Below are 14,406 nucleotides of genomic sequence, written 5' to 3' on the forward strand. Positions count from 1 at the left end.
TGCGTCCTGTCTGTCGGTTTCGCTGATCACAGGGCCTAAGGCTTTGGCGGGCGATTGCAAGCCACCTTGCGGCATTGCGCCCCGCCGCCGCGCGCCCCGCTTGCGAACGGGGCCTGACGGATGGGCCGGACATCAGGCTGCGCCCGCCGGAACAGGAACGGTCACGTTGTCTGGCGCATATCGCAGGATCAGATCCAGCAGCATCGCGCGCCTGACCGGCTTGACCACCACCTCGTTCATGCCGGCTTCGGTCGCGCGATGGCCATCCTGTTCCAGCAGATCGGCCGTGACGGCGACAATGCTGGTGCGCGGCAGTTTGTTGGCAAGCTCGACCTGGCGGATCATCTGGCTGGCCTGACGCCCATCCATCACCGGCATCGAGATATCCATCAGGATCAGATCCGGTCGATGCGTACGCCACATGTCGACGGCCTGCTGGCCATTCTCGGCCGTCAGCAGGGTCAGCGTGCAGTCTGACAGCATCTTTTCGACGATCAGCCGGTTTGTCGCATTGTCATCGGCGACCAGCACCGTCATCTGCCGCTGCTGCGCCGCAGTGGCGCGGGGATCGCTTGCAAGCGCGTCCGTGATCGCAAGGTCCAGCGCCTGCCGGGTCAGCGGCAGCCGCAGCACCCTTGCGAACTGGCTGGTATCACTGGTCGGCCGGGTTGCATTCACCGCCAGCCAGAACTCGGCCTCCCCGGCAGCCGGGGACAGCCGCGATTGGGCGATTTCGGGTGGTTCCGACAGGTTGCAGTCGAACAGCACGATCCAGCGCGCCCGTCCCCGGTCGCGGATCGAGACCGCCGCCGCCTCGGCATCGGGGACAAAACGGGCGCTCAGCCCCGCCACCCGCAACATCCGCCTAAGATTTCGGCGCATCCCCGGATCGGGCTGAACGATCATCAGCAACTGGCTGCCCGGAACAACTGCGCCCGCGAAACCCGGCGGCTTGCCCTCGACCTCCAGCGGCAGGCTGACGCCAAAGCAGGCCCCGCCCCCCGGCAGGTTGGTCTGCCACAATTGCCCGCCCATCGCCTGAACCAGCTGGGCCGTTATCGCCAGCCCAAGCCCGCTGCCGCTGCTATGGGCCGAGGCAGGTTCGCCCAGCTGACTGAATTCTTCAAAAATCGTGTCGGCCTTGTCCTCGGGTATACCTGGACCGCTATCTTCGACCAGCATCATGACCTGATCGCGCTGCCGCAGAATGCGCAGACAGACGGCCCCCGCCGGGGTGTATTTGATGCCATTCCCCAGCAGATTCAGGATGATCTGGCGCAATCGCCCGGCATCGCCGCGATAGGATCGGGGCGCCAGCGGATCATAGACCAGCGACAGACCCAGGCCCTTGGCCGCCGCATTGGGATAGAGCAGCGTCACCGTGTCAGCGGCCAGGGTTTCCAGATCGAAACTTTGGCAAGCGATGCTGGTGCCCTGCGCCTGGCCACGGGTAAATTCCAGAACCTCGTTCACGATCCGCAGCAAAGCCTCGGCCGAGCTGCGGATGGTTTCGGCGAAAAGCTGGCTTTCGCCGTCCAGCCCGGCATCGCAAAGCAGCTCGGCCATGCCCAGGACGCCGTTCAGCGGCGTGCGCAATTCATGGCTCATATGCGTCAGAAACCTGGTTTTGGCCTGCCCGGCCTGTTCCGCCGCCTGCTGGGCCGCGGCCAGTTCGTTCTGGCGATTGATCTCGGCCGAGATGTCGCTGGCCAGACAGACCAGATTGCCCCTGGCGTCGGGCTTGCTGTACCAGCGGTATTTCCGCCCGTCGGCAAAGGCCACAACGTTGGGAACGCCATTGGACAGGATGATCTGATCACGCCATTCCCGCCGGCTCAGCCCCTGAAAGTCGATCAGGTGATGCCGCTCGACCCCCTGGACGAGGTGATGCAGGCTAACCCCTGGCTCGCAGCCGATGACCGAGCCGAAAAAGCTGCGAAAGGATCGGTTGGCCGACAGCAACCGCAAGTCCGCGTCAAACAGGGCAAACCCGTCCCGAATCGTATCAACCCCATCACTGAATACCTGCATCCGCTGCTGGGCAGCCAGGATTTCGTGTGCCAGTTCCTCTGCCAAGGCCACCGATTGCGGCGACAAGCCGGCTGCTGCCGCCGCCACTGGCCGATCCTGCCGCAAGGCCAGCGCCGAGCCACGCAACACGGCCTGAAGGGCGCCAACCTCGTCGCCCGGTGCTTCAACGCCGTGGTCCTGATCACGCACTGGCATTCCCCATTCGCCGCCCGTCTTCGCACAGGACTAGCGCAAGGAAATGAACAGGCGGTTAAGCGCGGCCTGGTCCCAAGGGCCTAGGTGACTTTGCCCGCCCCCCGCGCTAGACCTGAACCGCAGCAAACAGAGGCTTTGATGGACACGAAAACCCTGATCCAGACCTATTACCAGGCTTTCAATGACGGTCGCACCGATGACATGCTGGCCCTGCTGCATGATCAGGTCGAACATCACGTCAACGAAGGCCAGATCCGCCGTGGCAAACACCTGTTTGCCCAGTTCAACGCCCATATGACGACCTCGTATCGCGAGAACCTGACGGATCTGGTGGTTTTCGCCAATGACGCCGGCGACCGCGCCGCGGCCGAGTTCATGGTCAACGGCACCTATCTTCAGACCGATGAGGGCCTGCCGCCCGCGCGTGGCCAGACCTATCGCCTGCCCGCCGGGTCGTTCTTTACCATCCGCGACGGCAGGATCGCGCGGGTGACCACCTATTACAACCTGGCCGACTGGATCCGGCAGGTCAGCGCATGACAGTGACAACCCGCGTTCTGACCGGGCAGCCGCTGGCCGATGCGCTGGAGGATGTTGCCCGGCTGAGGATCGCGGTGTTTCGCGACTGGCCCTATCTCTATGATGGCGATCTGGATTACGAGCGCGACTATCTGAAGGCGTATCAGTCGCCCGGTGCCGTGGTGGTCGTGGCCGAGGATTCAGGGCGTATCGTCGGGGCCTCGACCGGGGCGCCGATGCGCGATCATGCGCAGGATTTCGGCGCCGCCTTCGCCGGGCGGCCGGAACCGCTGGACCAGATCTTCTATTGCGCGGAATCGGTGCTGCTGCCGGATTATCGCGGTCATGGGCTGGGCCATGCCTTCTTTGACGCGCGCGAGGACCACGCCCGCGCGCTTGGCCTTGCGTTCAGTGCCTTTTGCAGCGTGACACGCCCGGCCGACCACCCCGACCGGCCCGCCAATTATCGCCCCTTGGACGGTTTCTGGCGCAAGCGTGGCTACCAGCCGTTGCCCGGCGTGGTGGCGCATTTCGCCTGGAAGGATCACGGGCAGGCCGAACAGACCGACAAACCACTGCAATTCTGGATGCGAACGCTATGAAAATCGCCGCTGCCGCCTATCCTTTCGACTGGTTCGACGGCTTTGCCGATTACCGCGCCAAGCTGACCCGATGGGTCGAACAGGCCGAGGGCGCCGATTTGCTGGTCTTTCCCGAATATGGCGCGATGGAGCTGGCCAGCCTGGGCGGGCGAGAGATTGCAGGCGATCTTGAATCCTCGCTGCACGAGGTCGCGCGCCACGCCGATGCTGCCGCCGATCTGCATGCCGCGCTGGCCGCGCAGCATGGCTGCCATATCCTCGCGGCCTCTGGCCCGTATTTTGACGGGGACCGGCCGGTGAACCGCGCCGTGCTGTTTGGCCCCGCTGGCCGGATCGGCCATCAGGACAAGCAGGTTATGACCCGGTTCGAGCGCGACGAATGGGATGTCCGGGGCGCGCCGGGCTTGCAGGTCTTTGACACGGCGATCGGGCGGATCGGCATCCTGATCTGCTATGACTCGGAATTTCCGCTGTTGGCGCGACGGCTGGTCGAAGCCGGTGCGAATCTGCTGCTGGTGCCCAGTTGCACCGATACGGTCGCGGGCTTCAACCGGGTGCGCATCGGCAGCATGGCCCGCGCGCTGGAGGGGCAATGCGTCGTCGTGCATTCCCCCACGGTCGGCCCCTGCGACTGGAACCCGGCCATCGACCAGAACCGGGGCCGTGCGGCGATCTATGGCCCGCCAGACGGGCTGTGGCCCGAAACCGGAATCATCGCCGAAGGCGCGATGGACCAGCCGGGCTGGGTTTTCGCCCAGGTCGATCTGGCGCGGGTGGCCGAAAGCCGACGCAATGGTGCCGTCCTGCCCTTCGCCCATTGGCCCGAAACGCAGACATAGCGGCCTTTTCGCACCGCCAGACCCGTTTCGGCATGCAAATTTACGCTATCTTCACCTTTCTCGCTTTGAATGAAACGGGAACCGGCCATATCTTGTGGCCATGCTTCATGTGACCGACAATATCTCCATCGAGGAATGGGAACTGACAGAACAATTCACCCGGTCCCAGGGACCGGGCGGTCAGAATGTGAACAAGGTCGAAACCGCCGTCGAATTGCGGTTCGAGGCGGCGCGTTCCCCGAACCTGCCCGATCCGGTCAAGCGCCGGTTGCAGCGGCTGGCCGGGCGACGCTGGACGACGGATGGCGCGGTGGTGATCCTGGCGCAGGAAACCCGCAGCCAGGCGCGCAACCGCGAATTGGCGCGGGACCGGCTGGCCGACCTGATCCGCCGCGCGACCGAGACCCCCAAGCGGCGGATCGCCACGCGCCCGACGCTTGGCAGCCAGCGGCGGCGGCTGAAGGCCAAGGCCGAGCGGGGCGAGGTCAAATCGCTGCGCGGCAGGGTGGAGGCTGACGAATGAACATGTTTCGGCGTTCGTTTCAGATGATTCTCGGCCGCCGGCCACCCGCGTTGCAGGTCGGCGCGATCTGCCGCAATCCCGAAACCGGGCAGGTGCTGCTGATCACCAGCCGCGATACCGGCCGGTGGGTCATCCCCAAAGGCTGGCCGATGGAGGGGCGCAGCCTTGCCCATGCCGCCCTGCAAGAGGCCTGGGAAGAGGCCGGCGTGCGCGGCAAGGTCGAAATGGGCGAACTGGGCCGGTTCCGGTATGACAAGCGGCAGGACAGCGGTTTCGCGCTGCCGGTCGAGGTCGCGCTGTATCCGGTCGAGGTGCTGGAACTGGCCGTCGATTTTCCCGAACATGACGAACGCAGCCGCAAATGGTTCACCCCGGCCGAGGCGGCAGAGCTGGTCGAGGAAACCGGGCTTCAGGCGGTGCTACGCGGCCTGAAGCCGGTCGCATGATGACCCGGCTTTGCGGCACAGGGGCCGGCTAGACCATGGCCCGCCCTGGGACCGAGTTCCGCATTCTCGACAAGGATCTTGACCGGATCTCGAATGCCGAGATGGCGCAGATGCAGGCGGCGCGACCGATGCTGGCCATCGGTGCGGCGCTGATCTTTGTTGCCGCGGTGACGCTGCTGGCCATTGGCGTCTATGGCGGGCGGCCAGATCTGGCATTGATCGCGGCGACCATGGCGGTGGCGGCCTATCTGGCGCTGTCCATCGGGTCGAACGACGTGGCGAACTCGCTTGGTCCGGCGGTGGGGGCGGGCGCGGTGCCGCTGGTCACCGGTCTGATCATCGTGGCCCTGGCCGAGATCGCCGGCGCGCTGCTGGCCGGTGATGCGGTGTCGCAGCGCATCGCGACGGGGATCATCCGGCCCGACATGCTGCCCAGGGATGGGGCAGGTGACTATCATCAGGTCATGTTGTCAGCGCTGCTGGGTGCGGCGATCTGGATCAGCTTTGCCAGCTGGCGCGGGTTGCCCGTCAGCACCACCCATTCCATCGTCGGCGGCATCGCCGGGGCCGGGATGGTCACCTTTGGCGCCGGCGCGGTGGCCTGGGGCAGTCTCGCCTCGATCACGCTTGGCTGGGTCGCGGCGCCCCTGCTGGCGGCCGCCATCGCGGCCGGCCTGCTGGCGCTGATCCGCGTCAAGGTGAACGAGGCCGCCGACCGCACCGCCGCCGCACAGCTGTGGTTGCCGGCGCTGATCGCGGCAATGACGGCGCTGTTCGCACTGTATCTGGGCCTGCTGATCCTGGGTCTGCCGCCGCTTCCGGTGCTGATCGCCGCCTGTCTGACGGCCCTTCCCGTCCATCGCTGGTCCGTCATCCGGCTGCGCGGCGAAATCAGCGCGGATAACGGCGAGAAACCCGCGCTGAAGCGGCTGTTCAGCCTGCCCCTGCTTTGCGCCGCCGCGCTGATGGGCTTTGCCCATGGCGCCAATGACGCGGCCAATGTCGCCGGCCCGCTGACGGTCATTCTGGGCGGAACCCTGTCAACGACCCCGGCGACCAGCCTGCCCTATATCGCGCTGCTGTCAGCCGGCACGGGGATCGCGCTTGGCACGGTGCTGTTCGGCGGCCGGCTGGTGCAGATGGTCGGCAGCGGCATCACTCGCCTGAACCCGGTCCGCGCCTTTTGCATCTCATCGGGGACAGCGATCACCGTCCTGGGCGCGTCGCTGGCCGGGCTGCCGGTCAGCACAACGCATATCGCCGTGGGCGGGGTTTTCGGCGTCGGTTTCTTTCGCGAATGGTATGACCGCCGCCGCCGCAAGAACCGCGAGGCACTGCCCGCCGCCGAGGTGCGCCGCCGCATGCTGGTCCGCCGCAGTCATCTAAGCTCGATCATTGCCGCCTGGCTGATCACGGTGCCGGCGGCGGCGCTGCTGTCCGCCGCAGTGCAGATCATCACCACGGCGCTTTTCTCGGGCTGACCCGCACGCGCCGCTAGACCAGAACGTCGCGCGCCTGTTGCTGGCCAACACCAAAGACGCGCTTGTAGCGCTGGATCTCGGCCGCCGGACCCATGGCCTTGGCGGGATTGTCCGACAGCTTGACGGTGGGCCGGCCTTCGGCTGCAACCGCCTTGCAGACCAGGCTGAACGGCGCCAGCCCGTCATCCGACACCAGGCCGCGAAAGTCATTTGTCAGCAGGGTGCCCCAACCAAAGCTGACCTTAACTCGGCCGTGAAACTGGTGATACAGCTGCGTGATCGTGTCCACATCCAGCCCATCGGAAAAGATCACCAGCTTCTTGCGCGGATCCTCGCCGCGCGATTTCCACCAGGCAATCGCGGTTTCGGCGCCCTCGGCGGGATTGCCGCTGTCGATGCGGATGCCGGTCCAGCCTGCCAGCCAATCCGGCGCGCCTTCCAGAAACCCTTTGGTGCCATAGGTGTCGGGCAGGATGATGCGCAGATTGCCCTCATGTTCCTCGTGCCAGTCGGCCAGCACCTCATAGGGGGCCTTGCGCAGCGCATCGTCGTCATCGGCAAGCGCGGCATAGACCATCGGCAATTCATGCGCATTCGTGCCGATCGCCTCGATGTCGCGATGCATGGCAATCAGGCAGTTCGAGGTTCCGGTGAACCCCTCGCCCAGCCCCTCGATCATCGCCTGCACGCACCAATCCTGCCACAGAAAGCTGTGTCGCCGCCGGGTGCCGAAATCGGCGATGCGCAGGTCGGGCAATTCGCGCAGCTTCTGGATCTTTTCCCACAGCCGGGTCATCGCGCGGGCGTAAAGCACCTGCAATTCGAACCGGCCCATATCCTTCAGCACCGCGCGCGAACGCAGCTCCATCAGGATCGCCAGCGCCGGAATTTCCCACAGCATCACCTCGGGCCAGTTGCCCTCGAAGGTCAGCTCGTACTGGCCGTCGCGCTTTTCCAGGTGATAGGCGGGCAGCCGCAGCTTTTCCAGAAACTCCATGAAATCGGGGCGGAACATCTGGCGCTTGCCATAGAAGGTATTCCCGCGCAGCCAGGTGCTTTCGCCACGGGTCAGGGACAGGCCGCGCACATGGTCCAGCTGTTCGCGCAACTCGCCCTCGTCGATCAGATCGGCAAGGCGGACGGATTTGCTGCGGTTGATCAGGCTGAAGGTGACAGCCGTGTCGGGCCGGTTGCGAAACACCGACTGGCACATCAGGAGCTTGTAGAAATCATCGTCGATCAGTGATCGCACGATCGGGTCGATCTTCCACTTGTGGTTATAAACGCGGGTGGCGATATCGACTGTCGGTCCGCTCATACCAGTTCCACCCCTGCATTGATCATGTCGGTCCGCGCCTGTTCCCGGCTGCCATTCAGGTCGATGGCGCGGGTCGCCGCCTCGATCACGCTGACCTCGAAGCCCAGTTCTGCCGCGTCGCGCGCGCTCCATGCGACGCAGAAATCATGGGCCAACCCCACGAATGTCAGCGCGCCAAGCCGCCGTTCGGTCAAATAGCTGCTAAGCCCGGTGGGCGTCTGATGGTCATTTTCGTAAAAGGCGGAATAGCTGTCGACCTCGCGCCGAAAGCCCTTGCGCAGGATCAGGTCGGCGCGATCGACGCGCAGATCGCGATGAAAGGCGGCGCCGCTGGTGCCCTGAACGCAATGATCGGGCCACAGCACCTGCGGGCCATAGGGCATCTCGACCACTTCGAAGGGCTGGCCCTCGGGGTTATTGCTGGCAAAGCTGCTGTGATCGGCGGGGTGCCAGTCCTGCGTCAGGATGACGGCGTCAAACCTGTCCATCAGCGTGTTGATATGGCCGACGATCTGGTCGCCGCCGGCAACGCCAAGCGCACCGCCGGGGCAGAAATCGTTCTGCATGTCGATGACGATCAGGGCATTGGGCATGGACGGCTCCTGCGTGCTTTTCCAATGGGTATGGGCACAGCGGCCAGCCGTCAATGCCAGCGGCCGGCGCCCGCCATGCAGGCCGCACAAGCCAGGCGCGAAATCACATGGACCGGATCAACCGCGCAGGTTAGCCTTGCCCTTAGGGAAGCGGCAACAACGTCACAAAGGAGACCGGGGGGATGAGCCTGAACGACGAGTTTCACCAACAGGGCGAGTTTGAGGATTTCGACGGCGATCCGAACCTGCCATCTGCGCGCTTTGTCTGGGGGGCGCGGATCGCGGGGCTGGCCGTGGCCGGACTGGTCTGGCTGCTGCTGGGCGGGTCCGAGGGGCTGACCCCCGACGCCCGTTTTGTCGCCGCCATCGGCACGCTGATGGCGATCTGGTGGATGACCGAGGCGATCCCTCTGGCCGCGACCTCGCTGTTGCCGATCGTGCTGATCCCGATGCTGACGGAACGCACGGTGTCGGAATCGACGGCCCCCTATGCCAGTTCCATCGTGTTTCTGTTCGTCGGTGGTTTCCTGATCGCCATCGCGATGGAGAAGTGGAACCTGCATCGCCGCATCGCGCTGCTGACGCTGCGCAAGGTCGGGGTCAAGCCGCGCCAGATCGTGCTGGGCATGATGCTGGCCACCGGGTTTCTGTCGATGTGGGTATCGAACACCGCCACCACGCTGATGATGCTGCCCATCGGATTGTCCATCCTGACCTTGGTGATCGAGCGCGGCAATACCAGCCAGGGTGCCGAGGTAGCGCAGGAATTGCAGGCCGGTGGCAAGATCAGCGATATTGTCGAGGATCCGGACACCCGCACCTTCGGGGTCTGTCTGGTGCTGTCGGTCGCCTGGTCGGCCAGCATCGGGGGGCTGGGCACCCTGCTAGGCAGCCCGCCCAATGCCATCGTCGCCGGCTATGCCGCAGACGAGCTGGGCCGCAAGATCGGATTTCTGGAATGGATGATGGTCGGCGTGCCCTTGGCGCTGACCTTCATTCTGGTCGCGTGGTTTCTGATGACGCGGATCATGTTCCGCTTCAACCTGCCCGAGATTCAGGGCGGCCGGCAGATGATCGAGGATGAAATCGCCAAGCTGGGTCCGCTGAGTCAGGGCGAAAAGATGGTGCTGATCGTGTTTGTCGGCGCGGCCTTCATGTGGATCGTGCCGGGCCTGCTGGCCAATATTCCGGCGCTTGATTTCCTGGGCAATTTCGACGACACCGCCATCGCGATCGCCGCCGGCATCACGCTGTTCATCCTGCCGGGCCAGGGCCGCAGCAAAATGGTGCTGGATTGGAAAGACGCCGAAGAGGGCTTGCCCTGGGGCGTCTTGCTGCTGTTCGGCGGCGGGCTTAGCCTTGCCTCGGCCGTGGCCTCGACCGAGCTTGACAGCTGGTTCGGCGCGCAGGTGCAGGGGCTGGAGAACCTGACCACGATCGCGCTGGTCGCGGCGGTGGTGACGATCATCCTGTTCCTGACGGAAATCACCTCGAATACAGCCACGGCGGCGACCTTCATCCCGATCCTTGGCGGGGTCGCGGTGGGGATCGGGGCCGATCCGATGACGCTGCTGATCCCGGCGGCATTCGCGGCCACCTGCGCCTTCATGCTGCCGGTGGGCACCCCGCCGAATGCGATCGTCTTTGGTTCCGGCGTGGTCAAGATCAGCCAGATGGCGCGGGGCGGCTTTGTGCTGAACCTGACCGGGATCGTGTTGATCACCATGTTCTGCTATCTGATCGGCAGCTGGGCCATGGGCCTGCGCTTCTGACAGTGCTTGCCGGGCGGGGCCGCGCGCGCTATGGCCCCGCCCATGTTCACCGTCGCCGCGCTTTATCACTTTACCCGCTTCGATGATCCCGCCGGCCTGCGCGGGCCGCTGCTGGCCGCCTGCGAGACTGCGGGCATAAAGGGCACGTTGCTGATCGCGCATGAGGGGATCAACGGCACCATCGCGGGCAGCCGCGAAGGGATTGACGCGGTGCTGGCCCATATCCGCGCGCTGCCCGGCTGCGCGGCGCTGGACTGGAAGGAAAGCCGCGCCGAGGCGATGCCCTTTGGCCGCATGAAGGTGCGGCTGAAACGCGAGATCGTCACCATGGGCCAGCCCGATGTGGACCCGGTGGCGGGCGGCACCGGCCATTATGTCGAACCGGCCGACTGGAACGCACTGATCAGCGCCCCCGATGTCGCGGTCATCGACACGCGCAATGATTACGAGGTGCAGATCGGCACCTTCGAAGGCGCCATCGACCCTGGCACCAGTAGTTTTCGCGACTTTCCGGCCTGGTGGCACGAAAATGCGCATCGCTTCCATAACAAGCGCATCGCCATGTTCTGCACCGGCGGCATCCGCTGCGAGAAATCGACCAATTTCCTGCTGGGCAAAGGCGTCCAGGAGGTGTTTCATCTGAAGGGCGGCATCCTGAAATATCTGGAACAGGTGCCCGCAGCCGACAGCAAATGGCAGGGCGAGTGCTTTGTCTTTGATCAGCGCGTCAGCCTGGGTCACGGGCTGCGTCAGGGGCCGCATGTGCTGTGCCATGCCTGCCGCCGACCGCTGGCGCCCGATGACCTGAACCGGCCGGAATACGAGGAAGGCGTCAGCTGCCACCGCTGCGTCGGCGAATATTCCGATGCCGACCGCGCCCGTTTCCGTGAACGCCAGCGGCAGGTGGAATTGTCACAGGTGCGCGGCACCGCACATTTCGGCGAATGAGCGGCTGGTCACATCCGGTCGCGGGCTTCTGGGCCGGCGAGGATCTGTCCTTCATCGAGCAGATGGTGATCCGGTCCTATCTGGATCAGGGCTGCGATTTCACCCTGTATCTTGGCCATCCCGTCGGCGGCGTCCCCGAGGGCACCCCCACCCGCGACGCGGCCGAGATCATGCCGACCCCGGATTTCCTGTCGCCCGAGCCGACGCGAAAGCAGCTGGCGGTCTGGTCCGACCTGTTCCGCCTGCGCCTGCTGACCGAACAGCGGGTGATCTGGGCCGACCTGGATGCCTTTTGCCTGCGCCCCTATGATCTGCCCGATGGCTATGCCTTTGGCGAGAACGGCAGCGGCGGCATTCTGTCAGGGGTTCTGGGCCTGCCACAGTCATCCCCTGCCCTGCGCTGGATGGCGGATCTCGTCGCACAGGATGAAATCGCCGCCCCCTGGGCCGATCCCGTCTGGGTGGAGCGCCGTCGCCAGCAGGGCAGGCTGGGCCCCTCGGATCTGCCCTGGGGCGACACCGGCCCGCGGCTTCTGGCCCATGCCCTGCGCCTGACGGGCGAGGATCACCATGCCATGCCGCCGCAGGTTTTTTATCCATTATTACCCGCGACGATTGCGCATCTGTGGCGCCCCTTGGTCCCGGACGAGGTGTTCATCAGGCCCGAGACCCTGTCGGTGCATATCTTCGGCTATACCAAACGGATACTGACGACCTATTGGCGGGGTCTGCCGCCAAACGGCAGTTGGCTGGCACGGATGGCGGCGCGGCACGGGGTTGACCCTGCCGCCGCGCCGGCCATCGGGCTGCCGCTGGAAAAGCGCTGACCCCGGCTATTTCACCTGCCCCAGCCCACCGGCCGCGATGGCGGCCATGTTCAGGATGTCATTCACGGTCGAACTGGTCGAACAGATCTGGATCGGCTGCGGCACGCCGGTCAGGATCGGCCCGATCACCGTCGCACCCGCCATTTCCTGCATCAGCTTGACCGAGATCGACGCCGAATGCCGCGCCGGCACCACCAGCACATTGGCCGGCCCCGTCAGCCGGCTGAACGGGTAACGCGCCGCCGCATCGGGGTTCAGCGCCACGTCCACGGTCATCTCGCCCTCATATTCGAAATCGACCTTGCGGGCGTCCAGCACCTTGGGCGCCTCGGCCATCTTGATGGCGCGCTCGCTTAGCGGATAGCCGAAATTCGAGAAGGACAGGAAGGCCACGCGCGGATCCAACCCCAGCCCGCGCGCGACATGGGCGGCGCGGGTCGCGATATCGGCCAGATCCTCGGCCTCGGGCCATTCATGAACCAGCGTGTCGCCGATCAGAACGATCTTGCCCTTGTGCAGCACCGCCGTGACGCCCACCGCGCCATCCTGCGGGCGGGCATCGACGACATGGTTGATCTGCGCCAGCACATGCGCCGATTTCCGCGTGGCGCCCGTTACCAACCCGTCGCCATGGCCATGGGCCAGCATCAGCGCGGCAAAGACATGGCGGTCGCGATTGGCCAGCTTATGCGCGTCCTCGCGGTCCACGCCCTGACGTTGCAGCCGGGTGTAAAGATGGGTGTGATAGGCATCCAGATGCCGCGTGTTCGAGGCATTGACCACCGAGATTTCCCGCACCGCATCGCCAAGGCCGGCGGCGGCCAGCTTTTCCTTCACGTCGGTTTCGCGACCGACGACGATGGCCTGACCCATGCCGCCCCGCTGCCAGGCCACGGCCGCGCGCAGCACGCGCAGATCGTCGCCCTCGGCAAAGATCATCCGCGCCTGCTTGCGCCGCGCGCGCGCATGGATGCCTTGCAGGATCGAGGCCGTCGGGTCCATCCGGTTCTTCAGCGACTGGACATATCCCTCCATGTCGATGATCGGGCGACGGGCGACGCCGGTATCCATCCCGGCCTGCGCCACGGCGGGCGGCACCACATGGATCAGGCGCGGGTCAAAGGGGGTCGGAATGATATAGTCGCGCCCGAATTGCAGCTTGCGGCCATAGGCCACGGCAACCTCGTCGGGCACATCCTCGCGCGCCAGTTCGGCCAGCGCGCGGGCGCAGGCGATCTTCATCTCGTCATTGATGGCGCGGGCGTGAATATCCAGCGCGCCCCGGAACAGATAGGGAAAGCCCAGAACGTTGTTGACCTGATTGGGATAGTCGCTGCGCCCGGTGGCGACGATGGCATCGGCGCGAACGGCCTGTGCATCCTCGGGGGTGATTTCGGGATCGGGATTGGCCATGGCAAAGATGACCGGGTTCTCGGCCATGTCCTGCACCATCTGCTGCGTCACCGCGCCCTTGGCGGAAACGCCAAGAAACACGTCAGCACCCTTCATCGCATCTTCCAGTGTCCGCGCCTGCGTCACGACGGCATGGGCCGATTTCCACTGGTTCATGCCCTCGGTGCGGCCCTGGTAGATCACGCCCTTGGTGTCGCACATGATGCAGTTTTCATGCCTGGCACCCATGGATTTCAACAGTTCCAGACAGGCAATCCCCGCCGCACCCGCGCCGTTCAGGACGATCTTCACATCCTCGATCTTCTTGCCCGACAGCTCCAGCGCGTTGATCAGCCCGGCGGCGCAGATCACCGCCGTGCCATGCTGATCGTCGTGAAAGACGGGGATGTCCATCAGTTCCTTCAGGCGCTGCTCGATGATGAAGCATTCGGGCGCCTTGATGTCTTCCAGATTGATGCCACCAAAGGTCGGGCCCATCAGGCGGACGGCATTGATGATTTCCTCGGCATCCTCGCTGTCCAGCTCGATGTCGATGGCGTTCACGTCGGCAAAGCGCTTGAACAGCACCGCCTTGCCTTCCATCACCGGCTTGCTGGCCAGCGCGCCCAGATTACCCAGCCCAAGGATCGCGGTGCCGTTCGAGATGACGGCGACCATGTTGCCCTTGACGGTATAGTCATAGGCGGCTTCCGGCTGTTCGGCGATGGCCTGCACCGGCACCGCGACGCCGGGCGAATAGGCCAGCGACAGGTCGCGCTGCGTGGTCATGGGTGTCGAGGCGACGATGTCGTATTTGCCGGGACGCGGCTCCATGTGATAGGCCAGCGCCTCCTCTGGCGTGATCCGCGCGCGGCCGGTCTTTTTCTCGGTCATCGGTGCCTTCCCCCCTGCTGTTCCGT

At 65.0% G+C, this 14,406-nt stretch carries 13 protein-coding genes; 9 read left to right on the top strand and 4 right to left on the bottom strand.

Features of this window, described 5'->3' with window-relative positions; translation table 11 throughout:
• Window positions 1-132: 132 nt before the first annotated feature.
• A complete protein-coding gene (locus FNJ84_RS03615; RefSeq protein ID WP_143791582.1) occupies window positions 133-2,220 on the bottom strand; it encodes a response regulator in 2,088 nt (695 codons plus the stop codon).
• A gap of 144 nt (window positions 2,221-2,364) precedes the next feature.
• On the opposite strand from FNJ84_RS03615, the gene FNJ84_RS03620 reads away from it, so the two are divergent.
• The 6 genes from FNJ84_RS03620 to FNJ84_RS03645 all read left to right on the top strand — a co-directional run bounded on the left by FNJ84_RS03620 (window position 2,365) and on the right by FNJ84_RS03645 (window position 6,636).
• Window positions 2,365-2,766, top strand: a complete 402-nt coding sequence (locus FNJ84_RS03620) for a ketosteroid isomerase-related protein (RefSeq protein ID WP_143791583.1) — start codon at window positions 2,365-2,367, stop codon at window positions 2,764-2,766.
• Window positions 2,763-3,347: a GNAT family N-acetyltransferase gene (locus FNJ84_RS03625; protein ID WP_143791585.1), complete on the top strand. Its 585-nt coding sequence runs from the start codon at window positions 2,763-2,765 to the stop codon at window positions 3,345-3,347. Before FNJ84_RS03620 ends, FNJ84_RS03625 begins: the two co-directional genes overlap by 4 nt.
• Window positions 3,344-4,186, top strand: coding sequence for a carbon-nitrogen hydrolase family protein (locus FNJ84_RS03630; protein ID WP_143791587.1), 843 nt, complete (start codon window positions 3,344-3,346; stop codon window positions 4,184-4,186). Before FNJ84_RS03625 ends, FNJ84_RS03630 begins: the two co-directional genes overlap by 4 nt.
• Before the next feature lie 100 nt (window positions 4,187-4,286).
• Window positions 4,287-4,709 carry an alternative ribosome rescue aminoacyl-tRNA hydrolase ArfB gene (gene arfB, locus FNJ84_RS03635; protein ID WP_143791589.1) on the top strand — a complete coding sequence of 141 codons (423 nt, stop codon included), beginning with the start codon at window positions 4,287-4,289 and terminating at the stop codon, window positions 4,707-4,709.
• Window positions 4,706-5,155 (top strand): NUDIX hydrolase, encoded by a 450-nt coding sequence (locus FNJ84_RS03640; protein ID WP_143791591.1) that lies wholly within the window; start codon window positions 4,706-4,708, stop codon window positions 5,153-5,155. The genes arfB and FNJ84_RS03640 overlap by 4 nt, the downstream gene beginning before the upstream one ends.
• 35 nt (window positions 5,156-5,190) lie before the next feature.
• Window positions 5,191-6,636, top strand: coding sequence for an inorganic phosphate transporter (locus tag FNJ84_RS03645; RefSeq protein WP_143791593.1), 1,446 nt, complete (start codon window positions 5,191-5,193; stop codon window positions 6,634-6,636).
• A gap of 13 nt (window positions 6,637-6,649) precedes the next feature.
• On the opposite strand, the gene pncB is transcribed toward FNJ84_RS03645, so the two are convergent.
• Both pncB and pncA read right to left on the bottom strand, forming a co-directional pair.
• Window positions 6,650-7,954: a nicotinate phosphoribosyltransferase gene (gene pncB, locus FNJ84_RS03650; protein WP_143791595.1), complete on the bottom strand. Its 1,305-nt coding sequence runs from the start codon at window positions 7,952-7,954 to the stop codon at window positions 6,650-6,652.
• The gene (pncA, locus tag FNJ84_RS03655; protein WP_143791596.1) at window positions 7,951-8,547 is read right to left on the bottom strand and encodes a bifunctional nicotinamidase/pyrazinamidase; all 597 of its coding nucleotides are present in this window, start codon (window positions 8,545-8,547) and stop codon (window positions 7,951-7,953) included. The genes pncB and pncA overlap by 4 nt, the downstream gene beginning before the upstream one ends.
• A 182-nt stretch (window positions 8,548-8,729) precedes the next feature.
• Here pncA and FNJ84_RS03660 point away from each other — a divergent pair, with 182 nt between their 5' ends.
• Genes FNJ84_RS03660 through FNJ84_RS03670 form a run of 3 tightly spaced genes read left to right on the top strand, consistent with a single transcriptional unit; the run spans window position 8,730 to window position 12,094 of the window.
• Entirely contained in the window at window positions 8,730-10,319 is a 1,590-nt protein-coding gene (locus FNJ84_RS03660) for a DASS family sodium-coupled anion symporter (protein ID WP_143791598.1), read from the top strand.
• 42 nt (window positions 10,320-10,361) lie between these two features.
• A complete protein-coding gene (locus tag FNJ84_RS03665) occupies window positions 10,362-11,267 on the top strand; it encodes a rhodanese-related sulfurtransferase (protein ID WP_143791600.1) in 906 nt (301 codons plus the stop codon).
• Window positions 11,264-12,094, top strand: coding sequence for a hypothetical protein (locus FNJ84_RS03670; protein WP_143791602.1), 831 nt, complete (start codon window positions 11,264-11,266; stop codon window positions 12,092-12,094). The genes FNJ84_RS03665 and FNJ84_RS03670 overlap by 4 nt, the downstream gene beginning before the upstream one ends.
• Window positions 12,095-12,100: 6 nt before the next feature.
• Here FNJ84_RS03670 and FNJ84_RS03675 read toward each other — a convergent pair whose 3' ends face one another.
• Window positions 12,101-14,380: an NADP-dependent malic enzyme gene (locus FNJ84_RS03675; protein WP_143791604.1), complete on the bottom strand. Its 2,280-nt coding sequence runs from the start codon at window positions 14,378-14,380 to the stop codon at window positions 12,101-12,103.
• Window positions 14,381-14,406 lie beyond the last annotated feature (26 nt).

Origin of the sequence: Paracoccus sp. M683 (genome assembly GCF_007096355.1) — a bacterium.
Classification (GTDB): domain Bacteria; phylum Pseudomonadota; class Alphaproteobacteria; order Rhodobacterales; family Rhodobacteraceae; genus Paracoccus.

What these genes read in the sequence shown, in the direction of transcription:
- FNJ84_RS03620 (WP_143791583.1), top strand. Translation starts at nt 2,365, where the DNA reads ATGGACACGAAAACCCTGATCCAGACCTATTACCAGGCTTTCAATGAC.
- FNJ84_RS03625 (WP_143791585.1), top strand. Translation starts at nt 2,763, where the DNA reads ATGACAGTGACAACCCGCGTTCTGACCGGGCAGCCGCTGGCCGATGCG.
- FNJ84_RS03630 (WP_143791587.1), top strand. Translation starts at nt 3,344, where the DNA reads ATGAAAATCGCCGCTGCCGCCTATCCTTTCGACTGGTTCGACGGCTTT.
- arfB (WP_143791589.1), top strand. Translation starts at nt 4,287, where the DNA reads ATGCTTCATGTGACCGACAATATCTCCATCGAGGAATGGGAACTGACA.
- FNJ84_RS03640 (WP_143791591.1), top strand. Translation starts at nt 4,706, where the DNA reads ATGAACATGTTTCGGCGTTCGTTTCAGATGATTCTCGGCCGCCGGCCA.
- FNJ84_RS03645 (WP_143791593.1), top strand. Translation starts at nt 5,191, where the DNA reads ATGGCCCGCCCTGGGACCGAGTTCCGCATTCTCGACAAGGATCTTGAC.
- pncB (WP_143791595.1), bottom strand. Translation starts at nt 7,954, where the DNA reads ATGAGCGGACCGACAGTCGATATCGCCACCCGCGTTTATAACCACAAG.
- pncA (WP_143791596.1), bottom strand. Translation starts at nt 8,547, where the DNA reads ATGCCCAATGCCCTGATCGTCATCGACATGCAGAACGATTTCTGCCCC.
- FNJ84_RS03660 (WP_143791598.1), top strand. Translation starts at nt 8,730, where the DNA reads ATGAGCCTGAACGACGAGTTTCACCAACAGGGCGAGTTTGAGGATTTC.
- FNJ84_RS03665 (WP_143791600.1), top strand. Translation starts at nt 10,362, where the DNA reads ATGTTCACCGTCGCCGCGCTTTATCACTTTACCCGCTTCGATGATCCC.
- FNJ84_RS03670 (WP_143791602.1), top strand. Translation starts at nt 11,264, where the DNA reads ATGAGCGGCTGGTCACATCCGGTCGCGGGCTTCTGGGCCGGCGAGGAT.
- FNJ84_RS03675 (WP_143791604.1), bottom strand. Translation starts at nt 14,380, where the DNA reads ATGACCGAGAAAAAGACCGGCCGCGCGCGGATCACGCCAGAGGAGGCG.